The 23103-nt window shown below is 58.9% G+C and carries 16 protein-coding genes and 1 other RNA gene; 11 read left to right on the top strand and 6 right to left on the bottom strand.

The features are described from left to right. Positions 1-249 precede the first annotated feature (249 nt). A complete protein-coding gene (locus ACH2ED_RS17635; RefSeq protein ID WP_395093947.1) occupies positions 250-1434 on the bottom strand; it encodes an LL-diaminopimelate aminotransferase in 1185 nt (394 codons plus the stop codon). Between the two features lie 112 nt (positions 1435-1546). On the opposite strand from ACH2ED_RS17635, the gene ssrA reads away from it, so the two are divergent. From ssrA to ACH2ED_RS17600, 7 genes are all read left to right on the top strand, one after another. Then, positions 1547-1925, top strand: a transfer-messenger RNA (tmRNA) gene (gene ssrA / locus ACH2ED_RS17630). Between the two features lie 61 nt (positions 1926-1986). Beyond that, complete coding sequence (locus tag ACH2ED_RS17625; RefSeq protein ID WP_395093945.1) at positions 1987-3816, top strand: N-acetylmuramoyl-L-alanine amidase; 1830 nt, start codon at positions 1987-1989, stop codon at positions 3814-3816. A gap of 3 nt (positions 3817-3819) precedes the next feature. Continuing rightward, positions 3820-4419 (top strand): GerMN domain-containing protein, encoded by a 600-nt coding sequence (locus ACH2ED_RS17620; RefSeq protein WP_395093943.1) that lies wholly within the window; start codon positions 3820-3822, stop codon positions 4417-4419. Positions 4420-4423: 4 nt separating this feature from the next. Continuing rightward, positions 4424-5227 carry a glutamate racemase gene (murI, locus tag ACH2ED_RS17615; protein WP_395093942.1) on the top strand — a complete coding sequence of 268 codons (804 nt, stop codon included), beginning with the start codon at positions 4424-4426 and terminating at the stop codon, positions 5225-5227. Continuing rightward, positions 5220-5927: a ribonuclease PH gene (gene rph, locus ACH2ED_RS17610; RefSeq protein WP_395093941.1), complete on the top strand. Its 708-nt coding sequence runs from the start codon at positions 5220-5222 to the stop codon at positions 5925-5927. The genes murI and rph overlap by 8 nt, the downstream gene beginning before the upstream one ends. A gap of 204 nt (positions 5928-6131) precedes the next feature. Beyond that, a complete protein-coding gene (locus tag ACH2ED_RS17605) occupies positions 6132-6947 on the top strand; it encodes a DUF4058 family protein (RefSeq protein WP_395093939.1) in 816 nt (271 codons plus the stop codon). Then, on the top strand, positions 6944-8131 hold the full coding sequence (locus tag ACH2ED_RS17600) for a glycine C-acetyltransferase (protein WP_395093937.1): 1188 nt from the start codon (positions 6944-6946) through the stop codon (positions 8129-8131). The genes ACH2ED_RS17605 and ACH2ED_RS17600 overlap by 4 nt, the downstream gene beginning before the upstream one ends. Before the next feature lie 60 nt (positions 8132-8191). Here ACH2ED_RS17600 and ACH2ED_RS17595 read toward each other — a convergent pair whose 3' ends face one another. After that, a complete protein-coding gene (locus ACH2ED_RS17595) occupies positions 8192-9730 on the bottom strand; it encodes a hypothetical protein (protein ID WP_395093935.1) in 1539 nt (512 codons plus the stop codon). Positions 9731-9836: 106 nt separating this feature from the next. On the opposite strand from ACH2ED_RS17595, the gene ACH2ED_RS17590 reads away from it, so the two are divergent. Then, on the top strand, positions 9837-10934 hold the full coding sequence (locus tag ACH2ED_RS17590; RefSeq protein ID WP_395093934.1) for a Gfo/Idh/MocA family protein: 1098 nt from the start codon (positions 9837-9839) through the stop codon (positions 10932-10934). Between the two features lie 6 nt (positions 10935-10940). Here ACH2ED_RS17590 and ACH2ED_RS17585 read toward each other — a convergent pair whose 3' ends face one another. Next, on the bottom strand, positions 10941-13151 hold the full coding sequence (locus tag ACH2ED_RS17585) for a DUF1549 domain-containing protein (protein WP_395093932.1): 2211 nt from the start codon (positions 13149-13151) through the stop codon (positions 10941-10943). 39 nt (positions 13152-13190) lie between these two features. Here ACH2ED_RS17585 and ACH2ED_RS17580 point away from each other — a divergent pair, with 39 nt between their 5' ends. After that, positions 13191-13922 (top strand): hypothetical protein, encoded by a 732-nt coding sequence (locus tag ACH2ED_RS17580; protein ID WP_395093930.1) that lies wholly within the window; start codon positions 13191-13193, stop codon positions 13920-13922. After that, complete coding sequence (locus ACH2ED_RS17575; protein WP_395093928.1) at positions 13922-15721, top strand: DUF6785 family protein; 1800 nt, start codon at positions 13922-13924, stop codon at positions 15719-15721. The genes ACH2ED_RS17580 and ACH2ED_RS17575 overlap by 1 nt, the downstream gene beginning before the upstream one ends. On the opposite strand, the gene ACH2ED_RS17570 is transcribed toward ACH2ED_RS17575, so the two are convergent. From ACH2ED_RS17570 to ACH2ED_RS17560, 3 genes are all read right to left on the bottom strand, one after another. Further along, positions 15695-17626 (bottom strand): ABC-F family ATP-binding cassette domain-containing protein, encoded by a 1932-nt coding sequence (locus ACH2ED_RS17570; RefSeq protein ID WP_395093926.1) that lies wholly within the window; start codon positions 17624-17626, stop codon positions 15695-15697. The two genes, ACH2ED_RS17575 and ACH2ED_RS17570, sit on opposite strands and share 27 nt — an antisense overlap. 96 nt (positions 17627-17722) lie before the next feature. Further along, positions 17723-18817: a hypothetical protein gene (locus ACH2ED_RS17565; protein WP_395093925.1), complete on the bottom strand. Its 1095-nt coding sequence runs from the start codon at positions 18815-18817 to the stop codon at positions 17723-17725. An 86-nt stretch (positions 18818-18903) separates the two neighbouring features. Then, positions 18904-20625, bottom strand: coding sequence for a sigma-70 family RNA polymerase sigma factor (locus ACH2ED_RS17560; protein ID WP_395093923.1), 1722 nt, complete (start codon positions 20623-20625; stop codon positions 18904-18906). 27 nt (positions 20626-20652) lie between these two features. Here ACH2ED_RS17560 and ACH2ED_RS17555 point away from each other — a divergent pair, with 27 nt between their 5' ends. Next, complete coding sequence (locus ACH2ED_RS17555) at positions 20653-23103, top strand: heparinase II/III family protein (protein ID WP_395093922.1); 2451 nt, start codon at positions 20653-20655, stop codon at positions 23101-23103.

Below are 23103 nucleotides of genomic sequence, written 5' to 3'. Positions count from 1 at the left end.
GAACGAGCGGAGCGAGCCCGACAGAGAGTTGTTTCTGTATCTGTATGATAGTCAATGAGTAGCATTTACGATCATCAGCGAGATGCGCACAAATGGTTCATAGGGTGAAGGTACAGTATCATGCTCTATAGTTTGTTGTCAATCTCTATAGGTTGCTGTCAATAAATTCTTTTTTCCGTCTTCCGTCTGTGGCTTCTCACCCGACAGGGAGATATTCGGAATTCCATTTGTCCCCCTGTCGGACGGGGGTTAGGGGGCTGCTTTGCCTAGCGCCGCGCGAATCCGGCTAATGGCCTCGGTGACGCGCTCGCCCGCTTTGTCGCCCGCAATGGTGAGGCTCATGCGGACGTACTTATCGCCGTATTCCCCGTAGCCGACGCCGGGGATGACGAGCACCCCCGCTTCTTCGAGGAGCAGCTTTGAGAAGCTCATCGAGTTGTGGCCGTCGGGGACGGGAATCCAGACGAAAAAGCCTGCCTTGGGGTAGGGCAAGCTCCAGCCCAGCGAGTTCAAGCCATCAATGAGGAGCTTGCGGCGCGTGTCGTAGAGGGCGAGCGTCTCGGAGTTATCGGCATTGAGCAGTGCCCAGCCCGCGGCACGGGAGATGGCGGAGAACTGCTTTGAGTCAATATTGCTCTTCATTTTGTTCAGACTCGCGATGGCATCGGGGTTACCGACGGCAAACCCGATGCGCCAGCCCGTCATATTGAAGGTTTTAGACAGTGAGTGCGTCTCGATTGCCACGTCTTTTGCGCCTTTTGCCTGCAAAATAGACGGCGGTTTGTAGCCATCGTAGCCCACTTCCGCGTAGGCGCAGTCGTTGCAGATCAGCAAGTCATACTCTTTGGCGAAGCGCACAGCCTCCTCAAAGAACGAGAGAGGCGCGGTTGCCCCCGTGGGGTTGTGTGGGTAGTTCAGAAAGAGTAGCTTGGCGGCTTTTGCTGTCTCGCTAGGGATAGCCGTGAGATCGGGGATAAAGTGATTCTCCGCCGTGAGGGGCATTGCGTAGGGAACTCCCCCAGCGAGCAGCGTCTGCACCTTGGGCACCGTGTAGTTCGGGTCCGGAATCAGCGCAATGTCACCGGGGTTGATGTAGGCCCAGCAGAGATGCGCCAGTCCTTCTTTTGAGCCGATCAGCAGAATGATCTCGGATTTCGGGTCCAGTGAGACGCCGTAGCGATTCTCAAACCACTGGCACGCGGCCACGGTCAGGCCCGGGTCGCCTTGGTCGGACTCATCGTAGCGGTGGGTCTCTGGGTCTTGGGCAAACTCGTAGAGCTTGTCAATAATAGGGCGTGGCGTTGGCTGATCTGGGTCACCGATACCAAAATCAATGAGATCCTTGCCCTCGGCGCGAGCCTTGGCCTTGAGGCGAGCGATCTCGCCAAATAGATAGGGGGGGATTAAATCCAGTCGGGAAGCACGTTGTGGCATGCGAGAATTTTATCAGGAAATTTTAGGTGACGGTAAACTCTTGGGCATTTCTACCGATCATAGTAGTGTCAGAATCTGTGATACACTTCTTGTGGTTCTCAAAAACCATCCTGGGGGCGATTGGAGTAGACAGGGTGAGGATGAGACAGGTGGCGAGCCGAGGCGCGGGTGGCCTCGTAAAAACCCGTAAAAAAAACAAACGCCAAGAAGAATAACTTCGCGGTTGCTAAGAACGCAGTGCGTTCCTTAGCGCTTGCTTAACTAGATTAAGCCATCGCGCTGCTGACCAGTGAGGAGTGAGCAGTCCGGTGAAATTAAACCTCACTACCTATCGGCGTAACGTGCGCACCGCCGGGGGAAACGAATCGTACTAGGACCCAGCCCAGCCCGTCCGTAGGCGGGGCCGTCTGAAATTAAATTGCGGACTATGCTCGTAGAGGCTTGTTCTTTGACCACTTTGGACTGGGGTTCGAGTCCCCACGCCTCCGTTTTAGTTGGTGTAACTATCAATACGTGTTTTTAACTGACTGGCTTAAGGGAGATCTCCATCGGATGCCGCAGAGGAAAATAAGTGTCGTTACTGTTGCCGGACTTGTGGGGATGTCAATGGTGCTTCCTGCACAGGCGCAGAAGACCAAACATAAACCTGAGCTAGGGGCGGTTTGGGCGAGCCAGTTCGGGGGCACCATACGGGTGCTCTTTGGGACCGTCCCACTGCCGGTTTCAAGCTCAAGCCGCCTGCCGTACCGGGATGCACGTGATAGTGCTATTTGTGTGGCTCCGGAGTCGCTCACCGCGCTTGGGATTGTAGCAACGGTCGAAGGGGGCTCTGTCAAGCTAGTGGGCTCCGACCGCAACCTGATTATGGTCGCCGCGCGCCAGGGGCCGTTTGAGCGCTCTGGGGGCGTCTTTGTGGATGTGGTGGAGGTTCTCAAGACCATGGGAGTTGCTACCCTGACCTACGAGCCTTCCACAACAACTCTGACCCTGCGTGCGGTTCTGCGCGAGGTTGCGCTACAGGGCGACTCGCTTCGTGTCAGTGCGGGCTTGCCGATCGCACCGAAAATTACCACGGAGAACCAGGGATTGCGTGTCTTTATTGATTTTCCGGGAACGACAATTGCCGAGCTGCCGCCCGCTCTAGAGCTAAGCTCCGCTAAGGTTGCCTCCGTTCGCGCCACCCAACTAGACGAGAATACGGCTCGCCTCACTCTTGAACTTCCGGAGCCGCTGGCGCTGAACTGGAGGGAAGGGAAGGCCGCGACTGTTGCTACACTGACACCACCCGGTGCTCCGGTGACAATTGCATCGCCTGTAGTGGCACCAAAGCCTGCCACGTCGGCGTCGAAAGCGCCTCCCCCGATGGTGTTTCGCAGTGTTTCCGCCACGCCTCTGAGCGACGAGCGACTGCGCTTTACGCTGGAGACGAGCCGCTTGGCTGCGGTACGCCCGTCGGTGCAAAAAGACACTCTCACGCTTGATTTTGGCAATATCTACCTAGCAGACTCCGCCAAAGCGGGCGCGGCGACTCTGGCTGGTGTGCAGCACCCGCTGATTAAATCCGCGCAGCTTGTGCCCGTTGGGGCCAATGCTGCACGGCTGGTGATTGAGCTGGCGAGCCGTGTCGGCTACACAATAAAGCATAGCAAGGGGGGCGGCTTGCTGCTTGAGCTGCTCACGCCGCGCAAGACCGAGGGGCCGCTTGTGGGCAAGACGATTGTGGTGGATCCCGGGCACGGAGGCTCCAGTACGGGTAACCCGGGGCATGATGGGATTCTGGAGCGCACCTTGACGCTGCCCATGGCGCTCTCGCTGGCGCAGACTCTGGAGGAGCTGGGAGCCAATGTGATTCTGACACGGGAGTCCAACTTTGATCCTGGCCTTGAGGAGCGCGCCCTGATTGCCAACCGGGCCGGTGCAGATCTCTTTGTCTCGGTTCACTGCAACGATGGCAGCTCTAACCACACGATTCGTGGTGCCGAGGTCTACTACCACGCCAGCGAGCCGATCAGTCAGGATGTCGCAAAGTTCATTGCCGATAAAGTTCGGCAGGGTGTCAGTGCTATTCCCGTGCGTGGTGTGCTCTCCGACTACCGAATCTATCCTGGCGACGGCTTTGCGGTGCTGCGTCACTCCCAGATGGCGGGCGTCCTGGTGGAGACGGGCTACATGAGCAATAGTGCAGACTATGCCGCGCTGAAGAACAAAGATGTCCAGACACAGATGGGAGTTGCGATAGCCCAGGGAATCGCGGACTTTTTTGCGGCAAACCCAGACTCTCTGGCGACGCGTTATGCCAAGCCTCAGCCCCAGCGAGACTATGGTTTCCCACCCCGTCTCACTTTTCCTGAGAACGATACGTCTGATTCTCCGGTAAAATAAGCTGTGTCTAACCAGAAACGTGTTTTTCTTGCGCTTGTTTCTCTGCTGATTGGGATGGGCGTGTTCTTTGCAAACCGCCCTGAGCCCAGGTATGTCTCACCCTATGTGCCTGGTGCCACGCCGCCACCCGTGACGGAGCTTGGCCAGGAACCGATTCAGGTGACTCCAACGCCCGCACCGGATGCCCCGCCTGTGCAGGCGAACACGGTGACTTATTATCAGATTGTGGACAGCCCCGACGGCCCCATACTGCGCCCGGCGACGCGCGAGCTGGCGGGGGAGAAGCCAACGAACGAAGCGCGGCTGGCGGCGGCAGTTGTGGCCATGACCGAGGGAGCAACGCCCGCTCTGCCCAAGGGGACGACGCTGCTGCGCCTGAAGATCGAGGGGACCACCGCACTGCTAGACTTCAGCAAGGAGCTCAAGGAGAACTTCTCGGGTGGCGACAAGGCCGAGCAGCTTGCCATCAATGCACTGACCGCGACAGCGGGGCAGCTTCCGCGCATTGAGACCGTCCAGATCTTCATTGACGGCGCTGTGGTCGAGACGCTTGGTGGGAGTCAGTCCTTGCTAAGACCGCTCAAAGTCCCTCAGAAAAACTAACGTTATGGCCTGCCTCGGGGTTTTTGATTCCGGTTTGGGGGGGCTGACCGTGGTTCGGGAGATTCAGCGGCTACTGCCCACACTGCCGCTTACTTACATAGGCGACTCGCGCCATGCACCCTACGGGAGCCGCTCCGAGGGTGAGATTTGCCAGCTCTCTCTTGCCCAAGCGGAGTTTCTTCTGGCTCAGGGGTGCACGGCGCTGGTGATTGCTTGCAACACCGCCACTGCCGCTGCGGCCGGGACTCTCCGCGAACACTTTCCCTGCGTGCCAATAATCGGGATGGAGCCCGCCGTCAAGCCCGCCGCCGCTGCCACCAAGTCGGGGATCGTGGGGGTGTTGGCAACTGTCGGGACGCTACAGAGCGCCCGGTTTGCCGCCCTGCTGGACCGTTTTGCTGCCGAGATCACGGTCTTGACGCGCTCTTGCCCGGGCTGGGTGGAAGCTGTCGAGGCGGGCGCGTTTGAGACGCCTGAGACACTCCGCTTGCTTCAGCGTGAGGTCGAGCCGCTGCTTGCCGCAGGGGCCGATACCCTGGTGCTAGGTTGCACCCATTTTCCCGCACTCCGCCCCGCGCTCCAGGCTCTCGTCGGCCCGGAAGTGGTGCTGATAGACACGGGTGCGGCTGTCGCGCGTCGGGTAGCGGAGCAGGTAGCGGCGCAGGGGCAGGAAGCGGGAAGCCTCACACTCTTTACATCGGGCACACCGACGGTGTTTTCCCGCAGTGCACGCGCTATACTGGGAGTGGAGTGGCTGCCAATGGTGTGGCCGCTTGTCTGGAAGGATGGAAGGTTAGAGAATGCCTAGAGTGGATGGTCGGGGAAACCTGGATCTGCGTGTGGTGAAGATTGAGCGGGGGTTCATGCCCAATGCGGAGGGATCGTGTCTGATCTCGATGGGGAGCACAAAGGTGATCTGCACCGCGACCGTCGAGGAGCGCGTGCCGATGTGGATGAAGGGGCGTGGGGAGGGCTGGGTGACTGCGGAGTACTCGATGTTGCCGCGCTCTGGCAAGGACCGAAAGCCGCGCGAGTCTAACAAACCCGATGGCCGCTCGGTAGAGATTCAGCGACTGATCGGGCGGAGCCTGCGCTCCGTGGTGGATATGAAGGCGCTGGGGGAGCGAATGATCACGCTGGACTGCGACGTGATCCAGGCCGATGGCGGGACGCGCTGTGCGAGCATCACGGGCTGCTATGTCGCTCTCGCCGAAGCACTGCACAACCTCAATCTCAAGAAACCCGCACTTTCTGACTCAATCGCGGCTGTCTCTGTCGGGATTGTGGGCGGGATCGAGCTTTTAGATCTCTGCTACGAGGAAGACTCCCGCGCGATGGTGGACATGGACATTGTCGCGACGGGCACTGGGAAGTACGTCGAGGTGCGTGGCACCGCTGAGGGCCGCCCGTACGACCGTAAGCAAATGGATCGGCTTTTAGACACCGCTAATGTCGGGCTGGAGACGCTCTTTCGTAAGCAAAGAGAAACTCTCGCCGATATTATTTGAGATCACCTCAATGAATATCGAGGCCCGCCAGCTTCAGCGCATGCTCCCGCACATCGGAGGGCCAGGCTGTCATCTGCTCGGCGAAGCCTTCCGATCAGGTGCACGTGTACCCGTTTCCCCTAGGGCACCACGACGGCCCGTTGCCGCTGCGAACAAGCTACCCATCGAACGGTAGGATGGCCGCGCTACGGTAAAATAGACATTATGTCACGACAATCAAGCCCTTTCCTGGGCATCAATCCGTTTATTGAGAGCCAGCTCTCCTGGATTGGTTTCCATGGACTGTTTTTGGGAGAACTGGTGGGGCTTCTCAATCAGGAGCTGCCCGAGGACTACCTTGCCTACCTGGAAGAGCGCTGCTACGTGAGTGTGCCGCGTCAGGCAAGCTACCCCGATGTGGTCGTGCTAAGAACAGCGCCCAACGTACCACGAGAAGGCAAAGAAAGTGGTGGCGTTGCCGTTGCCGAGCGGCCCGTTATTGCGGCCACGAGTCAGCCGACAGGGACGGTTCGCCTTGCTCCTCTGGTGCGTGAGCGCTTTGTGGCGATTCGGGATTTGCGGCGAAACCGTGCGGTGGTTCTGGTAATCGAACTGCTCAGTCCCGCGAACAAAGACCGCTGGAACCCGGGGCATGCGTCGTATCTGCGCAATCAGCAGACACTTCTGGAAAGCGAGACGCATTTGGTGGAGCTTGACTTTCTGCGCCAGGGAGAGCACACGGTTGCCGCGCCAAAGTCAGAGCTGCAAGAGTGGGGGAGCTGGGATCATCTTGTGGTACTGCATAAAGCTGGTGCCGACAGCTGCGACTTCTGGCTAAACTCCCTTGAGAGTGCACTGTCTGATATTTGCCTGCCGCTCGCTCAGGGCGAGCCCTGTGTTGGGGTTGCACTCCAGGAGGTGTACGAGCGTGTCTGGGTCAAAGGTGCTTTCTGGCGGGAGCTGGATTATCAGCTTGCTCTCAAACCCGCATTGACAGAGGAGCGAGTGCACTGGCTGGCCGGTATAATTGGGACAGTATGAACAACACTCTTCAAGACTTTCTCAAAGGCCAGCTCGACACGCTCCATGCCGAGCATCTCTACAAGCCGCTCACCACTGTGACAAGCGCTGTTGGTGCACGGGTGCGGATCGCGGGAAGTGAGCGTGAGCTGATTAATCTGTCGTCCAACAACTATCTCGGGCTGGCAGGCGATATGCGGCTGCGGCAGGCGGCCTCAGACGCGGCGCTTGCGATTGGGGCGGGCGGCGGCGCGGTGCGGCCTATTATCGGCAACTTACAGCTCCACAATGATCTAGAGAAGCTCATCGCCGAGTTTAAGCACGTGGAAGATGTACTGGTGTTTCAGAGCGGCTTCACGGCCAATGCTGGCACGATCCCGACCATCACCGACGCTGACGATGCGATTATCACCGATAGCCTGAATCATGCGTCTATTATTGACGGCTGCCGTCTCTCCAAGGCCAAGCGCGCGATCTACCAGCACTGCGATATGGACTCGCTAGAGGACGCACTAAAAAACGTAATGGGTGCCAAGAAGCGCTTAATTATCACAGATGGGGTGTTCTCCATGGACGGCGATGTCGCGCCGCTCGATCAAATTTGTGCACTCGCCGAGCGCTACGATGCCGCCGTGATGGTGGACGATGCGCACGGCTCAGGAGTGATGGGTAAGAACGGGCGCGGGACAGCCTATCACTTTGGGGTGCATCAGAAAATTGATATTCAGCTGGGGACGCTCTCCAAGGCCGTGGGCGTGGTCGGGGGCTATATTGCGGGCTCGTCGGCGCTGATTGACTTTCTGAAGCAGCGTGCGCGCCCGTTTCTGTTCTCTACCGGCTGTCCACCCGCCGTCGCCGCGGCGTGTATCAAGGGCATCGAGCTGATGCGTGACGAGCCAGAGCTCTCCGAAAGACTCTGGGCCAACACAAAGTACTGGCAAGAGGGATTGCAAAAACTCGGCTTTGGGATTGGAGTAACGCAGACGCCGATCACTCCCGTGATGATTGGTGATGAAGCCAAGACGCAAGAAGCACAGCGGCTTTTGCGCGACGAAGGCATTCTCGCGCTCGCTATTGTCTTTCCGACCGTGGGCCGGGGTAAAGCACGCCTGCGCACCATGCCCACGGCGGCGCACACAAACGCCGACTTCGACGAGGCTCTGGCAGCCTTTGAGAGCGTTGGCAAGAAGCTGAGGTTGATCTAGAAAGCCAAAAAAACACCGAGTGCCAAAGCACTCGGTGTTTTTTTGTTGTCGCGAGAGTGGCTAGCTGTTCCTGCCATCGCCTCCGGTCGCCTTAACAGCGATGGGGTACTCTTCTCCGCTAATCGTGACATAGAGATTTCCCGCAATCCCGGGGTAGTCCGCGGGGGTCGTGCCACCAGGAGGCGTGATCTTCCATATCACCTTGCTGAGGATACCGCGGATGGGATACCAGGCACTGTCCGTACCACGGAGCTGTCCGACAATACGACCATCGTTGGTGATACGGCCATCGAAGCGATGTGATCCCAGGCTTCCAATGATCGAGCCCTGTTTATCAACCGCAATCTCAACCGAGGAGGCGCTCGTAAACTTCCCACCAGGAACTCGGCTCGCGTCGAAGCCCGGAGGAGCGAAGAAGAATCCGCCATCGGTGTAGGAAGCACGGTAGCTACTGTTCACCTCGGAGCCACCGATGCTCGCCTCGAAGTTGCCCGCCGAAGTGACCCCATTGATGGCCATCGTGAAGTCGCCGGAGACGCCCGCAGCACCCGCGCGGGCACCCAGCTTGCCCTGGATCATACGCTTCGTGTAGAGCGGTTGCTCCGCAGCTGGAAGCCCCGAGATCTCAGTGGCGTTGTAGGTTACCTCACCAGAGAAGCCCCCGTCATTCTCGACCGAGCCAACAAGAGTTCCGACGGGTTTATTGAGAGACTGGCTAAAGAACCCAATCATCGAGCCCGAGGGATCCACGGTAAAGCTGAGAGTCCCGTTCTCGCCCTTCTCGGGGAGTCCGTAGGTGCCACGGTACGAGGCTTTGTACGGGCTGTCACCGCCCGCCACGGCAGAGGAACTCTTGCTAAACGATGCAGGATAGAGTGCCCCACTGGAGCTGAAGGTGAAGTTGCCCTGCGCGGAGCCATCGGCGGTCTTGATCAGAGTTCCCGCGAGGGGGAGAGTGGCACTGGCGAACTTTACTGTCGCCTGGAACGCGCCGGTATTGCCAATGCTTCCTGTCAGCAGGCCCGTTTCCGCACCACGGGTGAGGGAGCCAATGATATTTCCCTTGCTATCCACGCTGTAGCTCGCTAGGCCGTTTAGAGTCTTCCCCTCAACCAAGAGCCGAGTGTCTGCTCCGTAGACGCCGCTGTAGATACCCTGGTAGTCGCTATTGACGGTCGTCAATGAGCCGCCGATGGTGAAGTGGCCCTGGTACTGCGTAACGCCACGGGTAATATTGAAGTCACCGCCACCACTGCTCCCACCGGACATGAGGCCGCTGATGGGCGAGGAGGTCGTGCCGTTTTTCAGGGTGCCCGTAAACTTGCCCTTGTTCTCCACCACACCATCAAACGCATAGACCAGGTTGGTGGTTGCATCCGTGAAAGAGCCCACCATCCGTCCCTTTTGCTCTACCGTAAAGGAAAACGTCCCGTTCTCTCCAATAGCGGGAAGGGTATAGGTCGAGAGGTAGTTTCCCACAAACTCACTGTCGGGCGGAGCACCACCTGCGCAACCCGCGAGGGCCGCGAGAGAGAGGCTGCCAAGGCTCATAAGAAATGCCGCACGAGTCTGCTTCCGGGGTAGGGTCTGATTGCCCATAAAATTCATCCTTTCGTTGAGGCGGTGCTCGCCCTCACAAACGTCTGCCTTTGTTATCGGTAAGAGTTGCAAAGGTTTTCAGGGGGGAATTGTCGAATTTACCAGGATGTCGAAGCTAAGATTTGCAATAGTGGGCTGCGGCGTGATCCATGGGACCCACGTCGACGCTATCCGGGCCCTCCCGGAGGATGCCGAGTTGGTGGCTGTCTGTGATGAAGTGGGGGATCGTGCCAAGGACGTCGGCGAGAAGCTTGAAATTCGCCACTTCAGGGATTTGACCGCGATGCTGGACTGGGGGCAGTTTGACGTGCTCACGGTCTGCACTCCCTCGGGGCTCCATGGTTCCTGTGGCGTGTTAGGGGCGAAAGCGGGCAAGCATATTGTCTGTGAGAAACCTCTGGATGTCACCCTGGCAGCAGCCGATGCGCTCATTGCGGCGTGTCAAGAAAACAATGTCAAGCTGGAAGTGATCTCTCAGCATAGGTTCTCATCAGGGATGCAGCTTCTCAAAGGCTGGCTGGACGAGGGCAAGCTAGGGAAGCTGGTCTACGGGGAGTCCGTCACCAAGTGGTACCGCACCCAGGCCTACTACGACTCGGGGGGCTGGCGAGGGACGTGGGATTTGGACGGCGGGGGCGCACTGATGAACCAAGGGGTTCACTACGTGGATCAGCTCCGCTGGATCATGGGGCCGGTCAAGTCCGTCGCCGCCACGATGGGCACGATCGCCCACGAACGCATAGAAGTCGAGGACATCGTCTCCGCCACGATTGAGTTCCAGAACGGTGCGGTTGGCACCCTACTCGCCTCCACGGCAATGTTCCCGGGCTACAAGCAGTCTCTGGAGATCTATGGCACACACGGTGCCGTTCAGATAGATAACTCCCGTGTCCGCCATGCCCAGTTTGCCTCCGGCGACGAAGAGCAGAGTATGTTTGGAGTGAAGGCTGCCGAGCCCGTTGTCAAAGACGGGATCTTCACTGCGACGGGCGAGAAGGCGGAGCTTACCCTGTCTCAGGGAGCGGGCGACCCGCGTGCCATCTCGCTGGGTGGCCACGTCGCGCATCTCAAAGACCTCATCACGTGCATCCGTGAGGACCGCGAGACCTTCATGAACGGCCAGGAAGCCCGCAATGCTTTGGAGCTAATTGTCGGAATCTACCAGTCCGCCAAGACGGGCACGCGCGTCAACTTCCCGCTGTAGCGCTTTTTATTTTTGAAAGAGAAACTCCTCGGCGTTAAGTAAGGCCCAGAGGGCATCCTCGAAGCCTTGCTTACGCTCTTTTTGTTTTTGAATATGTGCCACGAGCTTTTCCGACTCCGCCTTGCTGGGTGGGCGACAGAGTGTGAGATAGTACAGCTCCTCGACAATTCTGGCATCGCGCACGGGTTTGGCCCAGGGCTCGAAGTCGGTGAGGAGCTTTTTTAGGGTCGTGCCGTTGGCGAGCTTGTCGTTGATGCTCCCGGAGTTCACCAGGTGCAGTGACTGCGAGAGATTCGGCTGGGGCGAGCGCTCGCAGGAGCAAAGAATCTCGCGTTTGGGCCGCCCGAAGATCTCTAAAAAATAACCCGAGTTGCGGCTCTCGCGAAGCTGCGTGGCACGGATGCCGTCGGGGTAGGGATAGAACCGATCCCGCTTGCCGGTCACCTGGCCCACCACATCCAGCAGTGTCTCCGCCCCAAGACGGCGTGGGTAGGCGCGGGCGAAGTAGCGGTCATCGCGCACATTGCCGGGTAGCAGCGGCGTGGGCGTCAGAATTTGGCTGCTGCGCTGGTAGGTCTCCGAGTTCAAGATTAGCCGCGTGACCGCTTTCAGGTCGAAGCGGCTGGCGAGGAGCTGGTCGGTGAGGTACTCCAGCGCTTTTGGATTGCTGGGAGGATTAGAGAGCCGGAAATCGTCCACGGGCTCGACAATGCCGCGCCCGAAGAAGTCTGACCAGAGCCGGTTGGCCGCGACCCGTGCAAACTGCCGGTTGTCTTTTCCCGTCAGCCAGGTAGCGAGTGTCTCCCGCCGATCCGCGAAGGGCTCGCCCGCAACGGGGACTTTCTCGCCCAGAAACCGCATCTTCGCCGTGGCTTTATTGCGCGGGTTGGCAATCTCACCGTCGCGCTTCACATAAACCTGTTCCTCCCCGAACTCCGGGCCGCCCTTGCGCCCGTAGCGGGCGAAGAAAGCCGCAAAGTTGTAGTAATCAGACTGTTTCCAGCGCTCAAAGGGATGGTTGTGGCAGCGCGCGCAGCCAATTCGGGTGCCCAGAAACGTACTCGCCGTGGCTTCCGTCAGGTCCTCCGGGGTCTGTGCTACCCGGCAGTAGTTGGCCGGGCCGGTGTGAAACGTACTACCCTTGCCGGTTAAGAGTGCGAAGGTGAACTTGTCGAACGGAGTGTTCTGCGCCACCTGTTGCCGAATCCAGCGGTAGTAGGTATCCGCGCCCTCATCGCTGAGAAACTGCCCGTTGACCCGCAGCAAGTCGCAGAGCTTGAGGGTTCGCAGATCCACGTAGGCGTCCGTCTCTAAGAGCTTGTCAATGAGCTTCGAGCGCTTCTGTGGATCGGGTGAGTCCAGAAACTGTCGGGTCTGGCTTGGGGTGGGCAGGGTTGCCGTGAGATCGAGGGAGACGCGGCGCAGGAACTCGCTATCCGTGCAGCGCGGCGACGGAGTGAGGCCCAGCTTGTCGAGCTTGCCTAGTACGGTGAGGTCCAGTGGGTTAGTCGCCTCGGGGTGGAGTGAGAGCGGCGCATAAGGCAGCGCAACCCGCGTGACTTTTACCTCGCCGCTGTAGGCCACCAGAATCGCGCTCTCCCCCGGGCCACGAACACGCACTTTCCCGGTATCGTCCACACTGGCCACGGCATCGTTCTGGCTACTAAAACGGCTCCAGCGCGTGACATCGCGCTGGGTACCATCGCTATAGGTGGCTCGCACTGAGATCGCCACGCTGTCGCCCGGCTTGCGCACGAGGGCATCCTCGGGGGTGACGGTCAGCTCCGTGATGCTTAAATCAGTCTTCTCGTCCGGGGCGGGGTGACCCTCTGCCAGCCAGCGCTGGATAATGAGATGAGCCTCCGAGTAGGGGGTGAGCAGCTTGCCCCCCGCGTGGGGAACAAGCCCGAGCGGCTTGAGCAGAAACAAGCTGCGGGTCGGATCGCTCGCTGCGATACGCCGTCCACTTGCCGCTCTGACGATATTTTCAAAGTCGAACGCCGGATCCCAGGCCCGCAGCGAGAGGGCGAACCCGCCCTTGCCACCCTGTTGTCCGTGGCAGTTCCCCTGGTTACAGCCCAGCTTGGTGAGCACCGGCAAGACATCATTCGTGAAGCTCAGCTTCGGCTTGGGAGCTGGCTTTTGTGGCGACGCAAAGGCGAGCGCCGCCAGCAGGGCAGCGGACGCAGACAGCAGTGTTGCGTGAAGACGCTTCATGCTCTCCATTTTACCGCTACAGCCGCTACAATGGGGATTATGCGAGCGTGGTATTACCAGCAGTTCGATGCGGATTTTACGCGTGACATTCCGGCGGAGGGCTACGGCGGGTGGAAACAGGCCGAGCTTCCCATTCGTAAGGAGGCCACGGCGCTCGTGGTCATGCACGCCTGGGACACGGGCACGCGCGAGCAGTTCCCCGGCTGGCACCGGGCCGTCGAGTACATCCCCCGCGCCGATCAGATTCTGCGCGATGTCTTCCCTCCCTTGCTTGCCGCCGTTCGCGCCGCGGGTTGGCCAGTCTTTCATGTGGTCAGCGGTGGCAGCGACGAGCAGCACTTGCCTCGCGCGCAACCTGACACGAATCTTCTGCGTTTCCGGGCGGAGAATGTCTTTGTCGGGCGGTACAACGAGGCCGATGTTAAAGCGGGATTTGCGCGGCTGGACTTTCCTGAGCAGGCGCGTCCGCTGGCCACCGAAGGCATTGCGGAGAACGGAGAGCAGCTTGCCACGCTGGCGAGCGCGGTGGGTGTCTCCCACTTGGTCTACGTCGGGTTTGCCCTTAACTGGTGCCTCTTGCTCTCGCCGGGCGGGATGGCCGAGCTGAGCCGTGCGGGCTATCTCTGCTCCACGATCCGTGAGGCAACCACCGCCGTGGAGAATGCGGAGTCGGCGCGAACTGAGCAGGCAAAAGCGCTTGCCCTCTGGCGCGTGGCGCTGGCGTTTGGGTTTGTCTTTGATCTCGCGGACTTTCTGGAAGGGCTGGCCTGATGCGTGCCCGGGTCTGGGCGATGATTTTGGGTGTGCAGGCGATGCTTCTCTGGTGGACGGCAGATAGCGAGATTGCGCGCAGTGTCTACTTGCTCTGCTACTCATTGATGATGCCGACCGTGCTCTATCTGCTGGTGGGTGGGGCACTCCGGCGGCTCCTCCAGCTCGACACGCGCGAGTGGCTCTTTGGCTACGCCGTGCTCACCGCAACTCTGCCGATTGTCGGCTTCGGGGGGCTGCGGTTTTTACTGCCCGGCATGGGCTATCTTGCGTACTCCGCCCCGAGCATGCCGCAGTGGACAAACTATCTGCCCGCGCTTGCCTCTCTGCCTGTGCTCCAAAGCCCCGTGGCAATTGACGGTTTTTTTAAAGGCCGAAGCGCCGTCCCATGGGCGGCATGGGCCGTCCCCATCGCCTTCTGGAGCACCTACTTGCTGCTTCTACACGGCCTCTGGCTGGGGCTGGCGGCGGCGCTCCACCGGCACTGGATTCGCGAGGAAAGGCTCACCTTCCCAATTGCCGCGCTTCCGCTGGAGCTAAGCGCGAGCCAGTTCGCACTGCTGCGTCAGCCACTGTTCTGGGCAGGTGTCGCCGTTCCGGTGATTTTTCAGAGCCTGCTGGTGCTTCATGAGTGGTACCCGACCATTCCCGCCGTCCAGCTTAAAGTGGCGGACTACAAAGACCAGCTCTTTCCGTCACCTCCCTGGAACACGATCCCGAGCCTGGGCGTGAGCTTTTATCCCATGGCGGCGGGGCTGGCCTATCTCATGCCGTCTAGCGTGAGCCTCTCGTGCTTGATTTTCTGGGTACTGATCCGGCTCGCCTACCCGCTGTGCACGTTTTTTGGTCTGGAAGCGACGGGGCAGGGAGCGGCGCGGTTTCCCTACCAACTAGAGCAGAGTGCGGGCGCATGGCTGATGTCGGCGGGAGTCGCGCTCTGGGCGGGGCGCAAGCTCTTGCCGAACAGTGCGCTCGTGTGTGTGGTGCTGGCCGCCGGACTGCTCTGGGGTATCGGTTTGCCACCGGGAATGGCCTTACTGACGGTGATCGGCTACGCGGGCTATGTGCTGGCGGGTGCACGGGCGCGAGCCGAGGCGGGTGGTGTCTGGATCTTTGCGCCGTTGACCTGGACTCCCGGCCGGGTCGCGTTTGAGTTCTCGGGCGCGCCGCGCCTGGAGCCGCGCAGCCTCGCGGCGTTCGGTCTGAGCGATCTGGTGCACATTGATATTCGTGGTCAGTCGCTGCCGTACTTAATGGAGGCGCTGAAGCTCTCCGATGCGCAAGGAATCTCGCCGAGGCTGCTGCTGCGTGCCGTGGGAGTGTTCTCGGTCACGGCGCTGGCCTTTGGCTGGCTGTTTTGCCTGCCGCACTTCTACGAGCTGGGCGCGGCCACGGCAAAGAGCAACGCCTATATTGTCACGAAGACTCAGATCGGAATGAAGGAGATGCACCAGCTCGCCAGCCGAACTCCGGGCTTTGATCGCGCGGGAATCGGTGGCATGGCATTCGGGGCGCTCTTTGTCGCACTCCTCACGTTCTTGCGGATGCGCTTTGTGGGTTTTCCGCTACACCCGGTCGGCTATGTTCTCGGGACGACCCTCACGATGAACGCATTCTTCCTCCCGACACTCTTTGCCTGGCTGATCAAGACGCTGGTCTTACGTTACGGCGGAAGCCCCGCACACAAGAAAGCCCTTGGGTTTTTCCTCGGACTGACTCTGGGCGACATCGGCATCCAGACCTTCTGGACACTCTTTGGCCGAATCTTCGACCTACCGATCTACCAGTTCCTCACCTAATCGCTCCCACTCGGTGAGGGCTTGGGCAAGCTGATTCTGGGTCTGCGTGTGCTCGGCGGCGAGGGCGATAAGATCGCCGGTGCCGGTGCCGAGGTTGGCTTCGAGCTCGGCGAGGCGCGTCTCGAGCACAGCAATGCGCTGCTCGGCTTTCTCAAGGGCGGCCTGCGTCTTTGCGCGTGCCTTGCTCTGCTCACGCGAGAGGGGGACGCTCTCCAGCTTGGGCTGTGGCTTCGGCTGGGATTTGGCAGTGGTAGTAGAAGCAACGGGCGTGGGGTTTTGTAGCTCGCGCCAGACGGCGTAGTTGCCCTCGATCAGTTCCGCACTGCCTGTGCCTGTCAGGCCCAGTGTCTTTGTGGTGACGGCATTGAGCAAGTAACGATCGTGGCTGACGAGAAAGAGCGTGCCGGAGTAGTCCTGGAGCATCTGCCCAAGTGTCTCGCACGACTCAATATCGAGGTGGTTGGTGGGCTCGTCGAGAATCAGAAGATTGCACGGGCGCAGCAGCATGCACGCCAGCGCCAGCTTGTTCTTCTCGCCGCCCGAGAGCATCACCACTTTCTTAAACACATCATCGCCCGTGAAGAGAAAGCGCGCTAAGTAGCTCCGTGTCTGGGTCTCGTTGAAGGCGGGGGACTCGTCTTTAAGCGTTTCGTAGACCGTTTTCTCGACATCCAGCGCATCCGTGGCGTGCTGCGAGAAGTAGGCTCGCTTGACATTGTGGCCCCACGCGATCTCGCCCGCTGTTGGCTCCTCTTCCCCGAGCAGCATCTTCACCAGTGTGGTCTTGCCCGCGCCGTTTGGCCCCACAAAACCCACTCTATCGCCGCGCTCGATCACGGCATTGAGGTCTGAGAAAAGTGTCCGTGCCCCGTAGGCTTTTGCCACTCCCGAGAGATTGAGCACCTCGCGCCCGATCCGCCCCGCATTTTTATCGTCAATTTTCGCCTTCACGCGTGCGGTGTCAAGGCGCACCGCCTCCACTTTTTCCATTCGCTCGATGCGGCCCTGAGTCTTGTGGCGGATGATACTCGCGGTGTTATTCGCGCCCATGTTGCGCTTAATCAGATCGTTGAGGCGCGCAATCTCTTTTTGTTGCTGGCCGTAAAGCTCGGACTGACGCTCCAGCTTCTCTTCTTTTTGCCGACGGTAGTGGGAGTAGTTGCCCTTGTAGAGTGTCATCTTCTGGAACTCCAGCTCGGCGATACTATCCACCACCGCATCCAGAAAGTACCTGTCGTGGCTCACTAAGATCACCGCTCCCGTGTACTCTTTCAGAAAACCCTCCAGCCACTCAGTTGCATGAATATCAAGGTGGTTGGTCGGCTCGTCGAGAATCAGCAAGTCCGGTCGGGTGAGCACGAGCTTCGCCAGCGCAAGGCGTGTCTGCTCGCCACCGGAGCAGTCGCCCACTTGCTTGGTGAGTGTCTCGGGGCCAAAACCCAGACGCTGCAAAGTGGCGTCTTTTTGCTCCTCGATGGCATACCCGCCACGCGACTCGAATTCATCAAGTGCCTCGGTGTACTCCATCAGCGCCTGGTTCAGGGCATCCTCGTTGGTGGCATCGCTCATGGCGTGCTCCGCCTCAGTGATCTTCGCCTGCACCGCTCGGTACGGCTCCAGCGCGACCTCGATCTCCTCAGCAATGGTGTTCTCAGGATGCACGGGCGCTTCCTGCCGCAGATAGCCCATGCGCCGCCCATTTGCCAGATTGATCTTGGGAGGGGTACTGCCGCTCGGGTCCGGTGTGTCCTGACCCAGCAAGATCTTGAGGAGCGTGGTTTTCCCACCGCCGTTGCGCCCAATAAGGCCCAGCTTCTGGCCAGCCGCAACACTGAACGTGATGTCCGAAAATAGTAGATCTGCCCCAAAACTCTTGGCGAGGTTGGACACCGTAAGAATGCTCATGAATTAAAAAACTCCCGAACATTATCGCCCGGGAGTGTGAACTTAGCAAACTTGAGGTGAGGTCGAGGCTTGCTCGACGCCGGTAAACACCGGAAATTATCGTGGATAGATGTTGAGTTGGATCGTTGCCTTCGCGCTCCCCTTCTCGCTTCCGTCGCGTATGCCCCCAGGGCGTTGTGCGTGGCTCTTCCATTCGGAGCTCATCGCGGCTTGAATTGTGGCCTGGAATGGCCGGGTGAATTTAAATGTGATCAAATCATTCTTGATTCCCGGTTGTAGGCCGCTGGAAGATTGTGTGTATTGGGCTGAGTCAGAATTAAGGCCACTAACACCTACCAAATATTCTTCTGACGACATATTCCAGGTTGTGGTTCCTTTGAAACTTCCGTTATCGGTTGTATAGGAGATCATGTAATCGTCACTCTTATTCTTTGTGGTGTTCGTGGGTTCTTCAAAGTTGCGAATGAAGGCACGTCTCGCATCAACTGCCACTAATTTTACAACAAAGGGTTGTCCCAGACGAATCGATACTGACTGCTTGGTACGATCTACCTTCACGCCATTGATAAATACATCCACTCCCCCCGCTTTGGTTTTTGCATCAACGGTGGCGCTGACGGTCACAACAGCTTCATACGCGCTTCCTCCTGTCGCATTGGATCCGCCGCCAGATTCGCCGCCAGCACCTTTTGAACCTTTTTCAAGCTTTTCTACCTTTGGTCCTAAAGTATTGACTGCTTTCTCAATTCCTGGAGCCCGTAGTTTGGTAAAGGAGTTCAGGTTATCCCAATACGACGGACAGTTGAATTTATTCTTTTTTAGTAGCTCCGCTGTGGGAGGCTGTGGGATTTCCTTTAACATTTGATTCACACGAGCAAGATCTGTCTGACATTCTTTTGCACCAGATGCATTGTTGTTAGAAGAAAACTCGCGTGAAGCAAGTGTCAGTCGTTTTCTTAATTCAACAAGACGTTGCTGTTGCTGGACAGCAAACTCCATGCGTTTAATATCTACCTGACTTGTAGGAATCCCAAGATCTTTCATGGTGTATTGAATTTGATTGACAGTTTCTCGTGCTATAAGATCTGCCGACTGGTAGATGACCTGACTGTAGGCTGTGGTGGAAAATATGCACACAGCAAGGGTTGCTGTGGCTCGGGAGAACGATCGTGCTGAAGACAGTGATTTCATAGTTGGTTCCTTTCTCTGCGGGGCACCCAATGTCATCGTGCCTTACTAAAGAAAGGCCATATTCTCGAAAAATGTGACAAGAATTTTTATTTTTCTGTGAGATACCGAATTTGAAAGAGGCGATTTAGCTGATCGTGAATGAATAGGTCGCTTGGGAAACGGTTACGAATCTCCTCGGTCACGGCGATGATCTCAGAATCCGCGACTTCTGGCGATGAGTAGGCCATGAGGATTGTCCAGCAGATATACCACTCGGCGGGGGCCAGGGCGTAAGCGCTTCGTGCAAAGGCAACACACTCGGTGCTGCGGTTTTGGTAGTAGTGGTAGCGCCAGGAAAGCGCAGCGTGTGCCTCCGCGTTGTGGGGATGCTGGAGAAGAAAGTGATGCAGAATCGCCAAACTCTCGTCGTGTCGTCCCTGCTCGGCGTAGATCCAGGCAAGCTCCGACCAGCTCGCCACAAAATCTGGGGCTAGCTGCACCAATCGCTCCGCATAGGCGAGAGTCTCGTCATCGAAGCGCCTCTGGTTCATCCGCACCTGGAACAGATGCCGTAGGACCGAGGGATTATTTGGATCCAGACGAACCGCTGTTTCGAGCAGGGCATAAAGTGGCTCCCAGAGTCCGAGACGTGCATAGGGAGTGTAGGCCGCATCGTAGCCGTCAATGTCATCGGGAGCGATCTTCCGTAACTGCTCTAGTGTATCGAGTTGCTCCTGGTAGCGGCTCAGACGACCCAGGACGCGGCTGAGTCCGTGGTAGAGCCGCCGCTCATCTGGAGTAAGAGCCAGCGCCTGCTGATAGGCACTTACGGCATTTTCGTTATGACCTTGCGCTTCGTAGAGTAGTGCCTCCAGTGTTGCGGAAAATGCGTGGGCTTTTGCGGTGATGAAAGCGTCTGCGGCCTCGGTGTCGCGTGCCTGGTTGCGGAGAACCTCCCAGAGCCCCAGAGCGGCAGGCAGACAGGCGGGACTACGGCGCAACGTTTCGATATAGAACTCTCGTGCTTCGTCCCAAGAACCACAGTGGTAGCACTGATCGGCAAAGGCAAGCAGCGGCTTCCAGGCGCGTGGGTGCCGTTCGAGTGCCTGGCGGAGCGTGCCAAGTGTCTCGGCCTGGTGTGCCAGACGCTGATCCACGCGCACGCACAACTGGAACTCACCACCACTGGGAAGCTTGACTGTGACGATTCGGGAGGGAGTGACGATCTCAGAGAGAGCCTGCTCCATCCGGCGCAGGCGGGGCGGATGGCCCAGGAAGATCGTCACGCGTGGGCGCAGGCGAACGCGCGCACGGTGGAGACGCTGGACAACGGCCTCGACGGAAAGCCCGAGGTGTTCGGCAATCTCCTGGTGTGAAAGCTGCTCCAGCATGAGGCGAAACGGCACACGGTAGGTATCGGGGAGGGCATTGATCTCCTGCGCGACCCGCTCCAGAAGCTCATGATCTTCCACTTGCTGTGCTACACTTGGACCAGGCATCCTCTCGGGCTGTGATGAAAGCAAATCGGTACGCCGCCGCTGACGCTCTAGCCACTTGAGACAGCGCCGCCGCGCTATCTCCTGGAGCCAAGGGCCAAAACCACTCTCATGGCCTGGTTTCTGGGAAAACTGATCTAGAGCATGAAGCGCCTGAATAAAGGTCTCTGAGGTTATGTCCTGCGCATCAGTAGCAGGATCAGCGTTGCAGGTGGCGAGCATTCGCTGGCAAAGCGACAGGACACGCGGCGTATGACGCGCCCAGAGCATCCCAAACGCCGCATTGTCACCGCGCTGGGTTCGCACAATCAGCTCCTGGTCTGAGGGAACCATGCCTCATTTTACAGGTAAAATAGCTCCATGAAACAACCCAAGGCGGTGAGTGTTTTTCTACCTGCCACGCTGGTACGTCGGGCGCAGACGAATGCAGCCAAGTATCCGTTTGCGAAGGTGATTCGGGATCAGATTGTCGCGGCGGCGCAGCCGTGGCGTGAGCTTTCCGATACGCATCTCTTTGGCCTGTTCTTTGGCAACACGATCAAGCGGAGCTGGATGGTCTGGTCGAATGGCTACTGCCCGAGCTGCAAGAAATCCGTCCCGATGTACACCTGGAAGATGAACGCGCTCAAAGAGCCTTGGAAAGTGCGCTGCCCGCACTGTGATGATTTCTTTCCAAAAAACGACTTCGGGGCGTTTTATGTGTCCGGGCTAGATGAGCGCGGGATCTTCGATCCGAAGACAGCCAACCGGAAGCTGCTGGTGAACCCGAGTGGGCCGCAAGGGTTTGGCGTGGATGATGGTGAGGGCTACGTCGAGGGCGATAAGCGCTGGCGCTTTATTGGGGCGTACTTGGTTTATGGGCAGTGGAAGCAAGCCGTCCACGGGGGGATTGTCGCGCTGTCGGCGGCGTATGCCGTCACGGGCGAGGCGCACTACGCGCACCAGGCGGGAGTGCTTCTGGCGCGGGTGGCGGAGCTCTACCCGACACATGACTTTGGCAAGGAGGGCGTGATGTACGAAGGCCCCCCGCGCTCTGGCTACGTCTCCACCTGGCATGATGCCTGTGTCGAGACACGCGAAATGGCACTCGCCTACGATAGAGTGCGCGAGGCGCTCGCCAAAGATACCGCACTGGCGGCGTTTCTGAAGAAGCCCTCGCCTACAGATGTCCTGCGGCAGATCGAGGACGGGATCTTGCGTGACCCTCAGCGCAACTTAGACAAGATCTACTCCAACTACCCACAGACCGAGCTGACCGTGGCGATTTTAAAGACGGTCGAGGGCTGGCCGGGCAACCGAGCGGAGATTCTAGCGCTGCTGGACAAGACGCTGGAAAAAGCGACGGCGGTTGATGGGATGACGGGCGAGAAGGGGCTAACGGGCTACTCGGTCTATGCGACCAGCGGGATCGCCACGGTGCTGGCACTCTACGCACGCATTGATCCAAACTTTCTGCCAGATTTATTGCGGCGCAACCCGCGTATCGGGGAGATGTATCGCTTTCCGCTCGAAACGTGGTGCCTGGGGCAGTTCTATCCGCGCATCGGAGACTGCGGGACGTTCGCTGCGCCCAGCCCGACTTACTGCGGCGTGAGCTTTTCGACCAATCCCGGCATCGGGGCGTCTATGTTTGATTTTCTCGGGCGGCTCCACGCGGCGACGGGCGAGGTCGGGTTTGTGCAGGCACTGCACCATGCCAACGGGAAAACGACCACAGACTTGCCCCATGATCTCTTCGCCGAGAGCCCGGCGCGCTTCCAGGAGCAGGTGAGCGCCGTGATTGCTAAGCATGGCACCGAGCCCAAGCTGGGCTCGATTGATAAGAAAGAGTGGCACTTGGCTCTACTGCGAGGGGGAGAGGGCAAAAACGCCCGTGCCCTCTGGCTAGACTACGACTCGGGCGGCTATCACCACCACAGCGACGGGCTCAATCTCGGGCTGTTTGCCCAGGGGCTCGACTTGCTGCCGGACTTTGGCTACCCGCCCGTGCAGTTCGGCGGCTGGGCCGCACCCCGCGCCCTCTGGTACACGATGACGGCGGCGCACAACACGGTTGTGGTGGATGGAAAAGACCAGAAGCGGGTCGGCGCGGCAATCACCGAGCGGGCGGGCTATGAGGGGCTACCTGCGGGGAAGACAACTCTGTGGCGCAACGAGAAAACCTGGCAAGCTGTACGCGCTGAAGGGGCTGCGCTGTATGGCATCGAGCGCTACGAGCGCACGGTGGGGATGGCGGATCTCCCCGGTGGCGGGTTCTATGTGGTGGACTTCTTCCGTGTGACGGGGGGGCAGGACCACGCGTATTTTCTGCACAGTGGCTACGGCACGGTGGCAACAAGCGGCCTCGCCCTCGCGCCCGGCCCGGATTACGGCAACAAGACCCAGACCCGCGCTTTCCGCACCGACCCTAACCCTAAATCTGGCTGGACCGTGGACTGGACGCTGGAAGACCGTTTCAAGACGCGCCCGAAAAACGCCCCGCTGGTTCATCTCAAGCTTACCTGCCTGACGGAAAACGCCAGCGCGAGCCTTTGTGAGAGCTGGGTTGCACCCGGAAACTACAACACCGATACCGATGGCGAGTGGATTCCCACGGTGGTCGTTCGTCGGCAGGGAGCCGCTCCTTTGGATACTATATTTGTCTCCGTACTAGAGGTTTATCAGGACAAGCCGCTGATCAGGAAGGTACAGCGGCGCAGGGATAAGCTCGGGCAGATTGAAGCTGTGAACGTCTCCCTATCCAACTTCTCAGAAGACCAGTGGACACTTGCGGGCTCCAATCTGTCGTATCAGCGCGAGCGGGAGGGATAG

It is taken from the genome of Armatimonas sp., assembly GCF_043757465.1.
Taxonomy (GTDB): domain Bacteria; phylum Armatimonadota; class Armatimonadia; order Armatimonadales; family Armatimonadaceae; genus Armatimonas.
The sequence above is the reverse complement of the archived record's forward strand: the minus strand, read 5'-3'. Positions and strand labels throughout refer to the sequence as shown.

Excerpts from the sequence above, each read along its gene's own strand:
- ACH2ED_RS17635 (WP_395093947.1), bottom strand. The coding sequence starts at position 1,434 with ATGCCACAACGTGCTTCCCGACTGGATTTAATCCCCCCCTATCTATTT.
- ACH2ED_RS17595 (WP_395093935.1), bottom strand. The coding sequence starts at position 9,730 with ATGGGCAATCAGACCCTACCCCGGAAGCAGACTCGTGCGGCATTTCTT.
- ACH2ED_RS17570 (WP_395093926.1), bottom strand. The coding sequence starts at position 17,626 with ATGAGCATTCTTACGGTGTCCAACCTCGCCAAGAGTTTTGGGGCAGAT.
- ACH2ED_RS17555 (WP_395093922.1), top strand. The coding sequence starts at position 20,653 with ATGAAACAACCCAAGGCGGTGAGTGTTTTTCTACCTGCCACGCTGGTA.
- ACH2ED_RS17590 (WP_395093934.1), top strand. The coding sequence starts at position 9,837 with ATGTCGAAGCTAAGATTTGCAATAGTGGGCTGCGGCGTGATCCATGGG.
- ACH2ED_RS17565 (WP_395093925.1), bottom strand. The coding sequence starts at position 18,817 with ATGAAATCACTGTCTTCAGCACGATCGTTCTCCCGAGCCACAGCAACC.
- ACH2ED_RS17600 (WP_395093937.1), top strand. The coding sequence starts at position 6,944 with ATGAACAACACTCTTCAAGACTTTCTCAAAGGCCAGCTCGACACGCTC.
- ACH2ED_RS17580 (WP_395093930.1), top strand. The coding sequence starts at position 13,191 with ATGCGAGCGTGGTATTACCAGCAGTTCGATGCGGATTTTACGCGTGAC.
- ACH2ED_RS17560 (WP_395093923.1), bottom strand. The coding sequence starts at position 20,625 with ATGGTTCCCTCAGACCAGGAGCTGATTGTGCGAACCCAGCGCGGTGAC.
- ACH2ED_RS17625 (WP_395093945.1), top strand. The coding sequence starts at position 1,987 with ATGCCGCAGAGGAAAATAAGTGTCGTTACTGTTGCCGGACTTGTGGGG.
- ACH2ED_RS17575 (WP_395093928.1), top strand. The coding sequence starts at position 13,922 with ATGCGTGCCCGGGTCTGGGCGATGATTTTGGGTGTGCAGGCGATGCTT.
- ACH2ED_RS17605 (WP_395093939.1), top strand. The coding sequence starts at position 6,132 with ATGTCACGACAATCAAGCCCTTTCCTGGGCATCAATCCGTTTATTGAG.
- ACH2ED_RS17585 (WP_395093932.1), bottom strand. The coding sequence starts at position 13,151 with ATGAAGCGTCTTCACGCAACACTGCTGTCTGCGTCCGCTGCCCTGCTG.
- rph (WP_395093941.1), top strand. The coding sequence starts at position 5,220 with ATGCCTAGAGTGGATGGTCGGGGAAACCTGGATCTGCGTGTGGTGAAG.
- murI (WP_395093942.1), top strand. The coding sequence starts at position 4,424 with ATGGCCTGCCTCGGGGTTTTTGATTCCGGTTTGGGGGGGCTGACCGTG.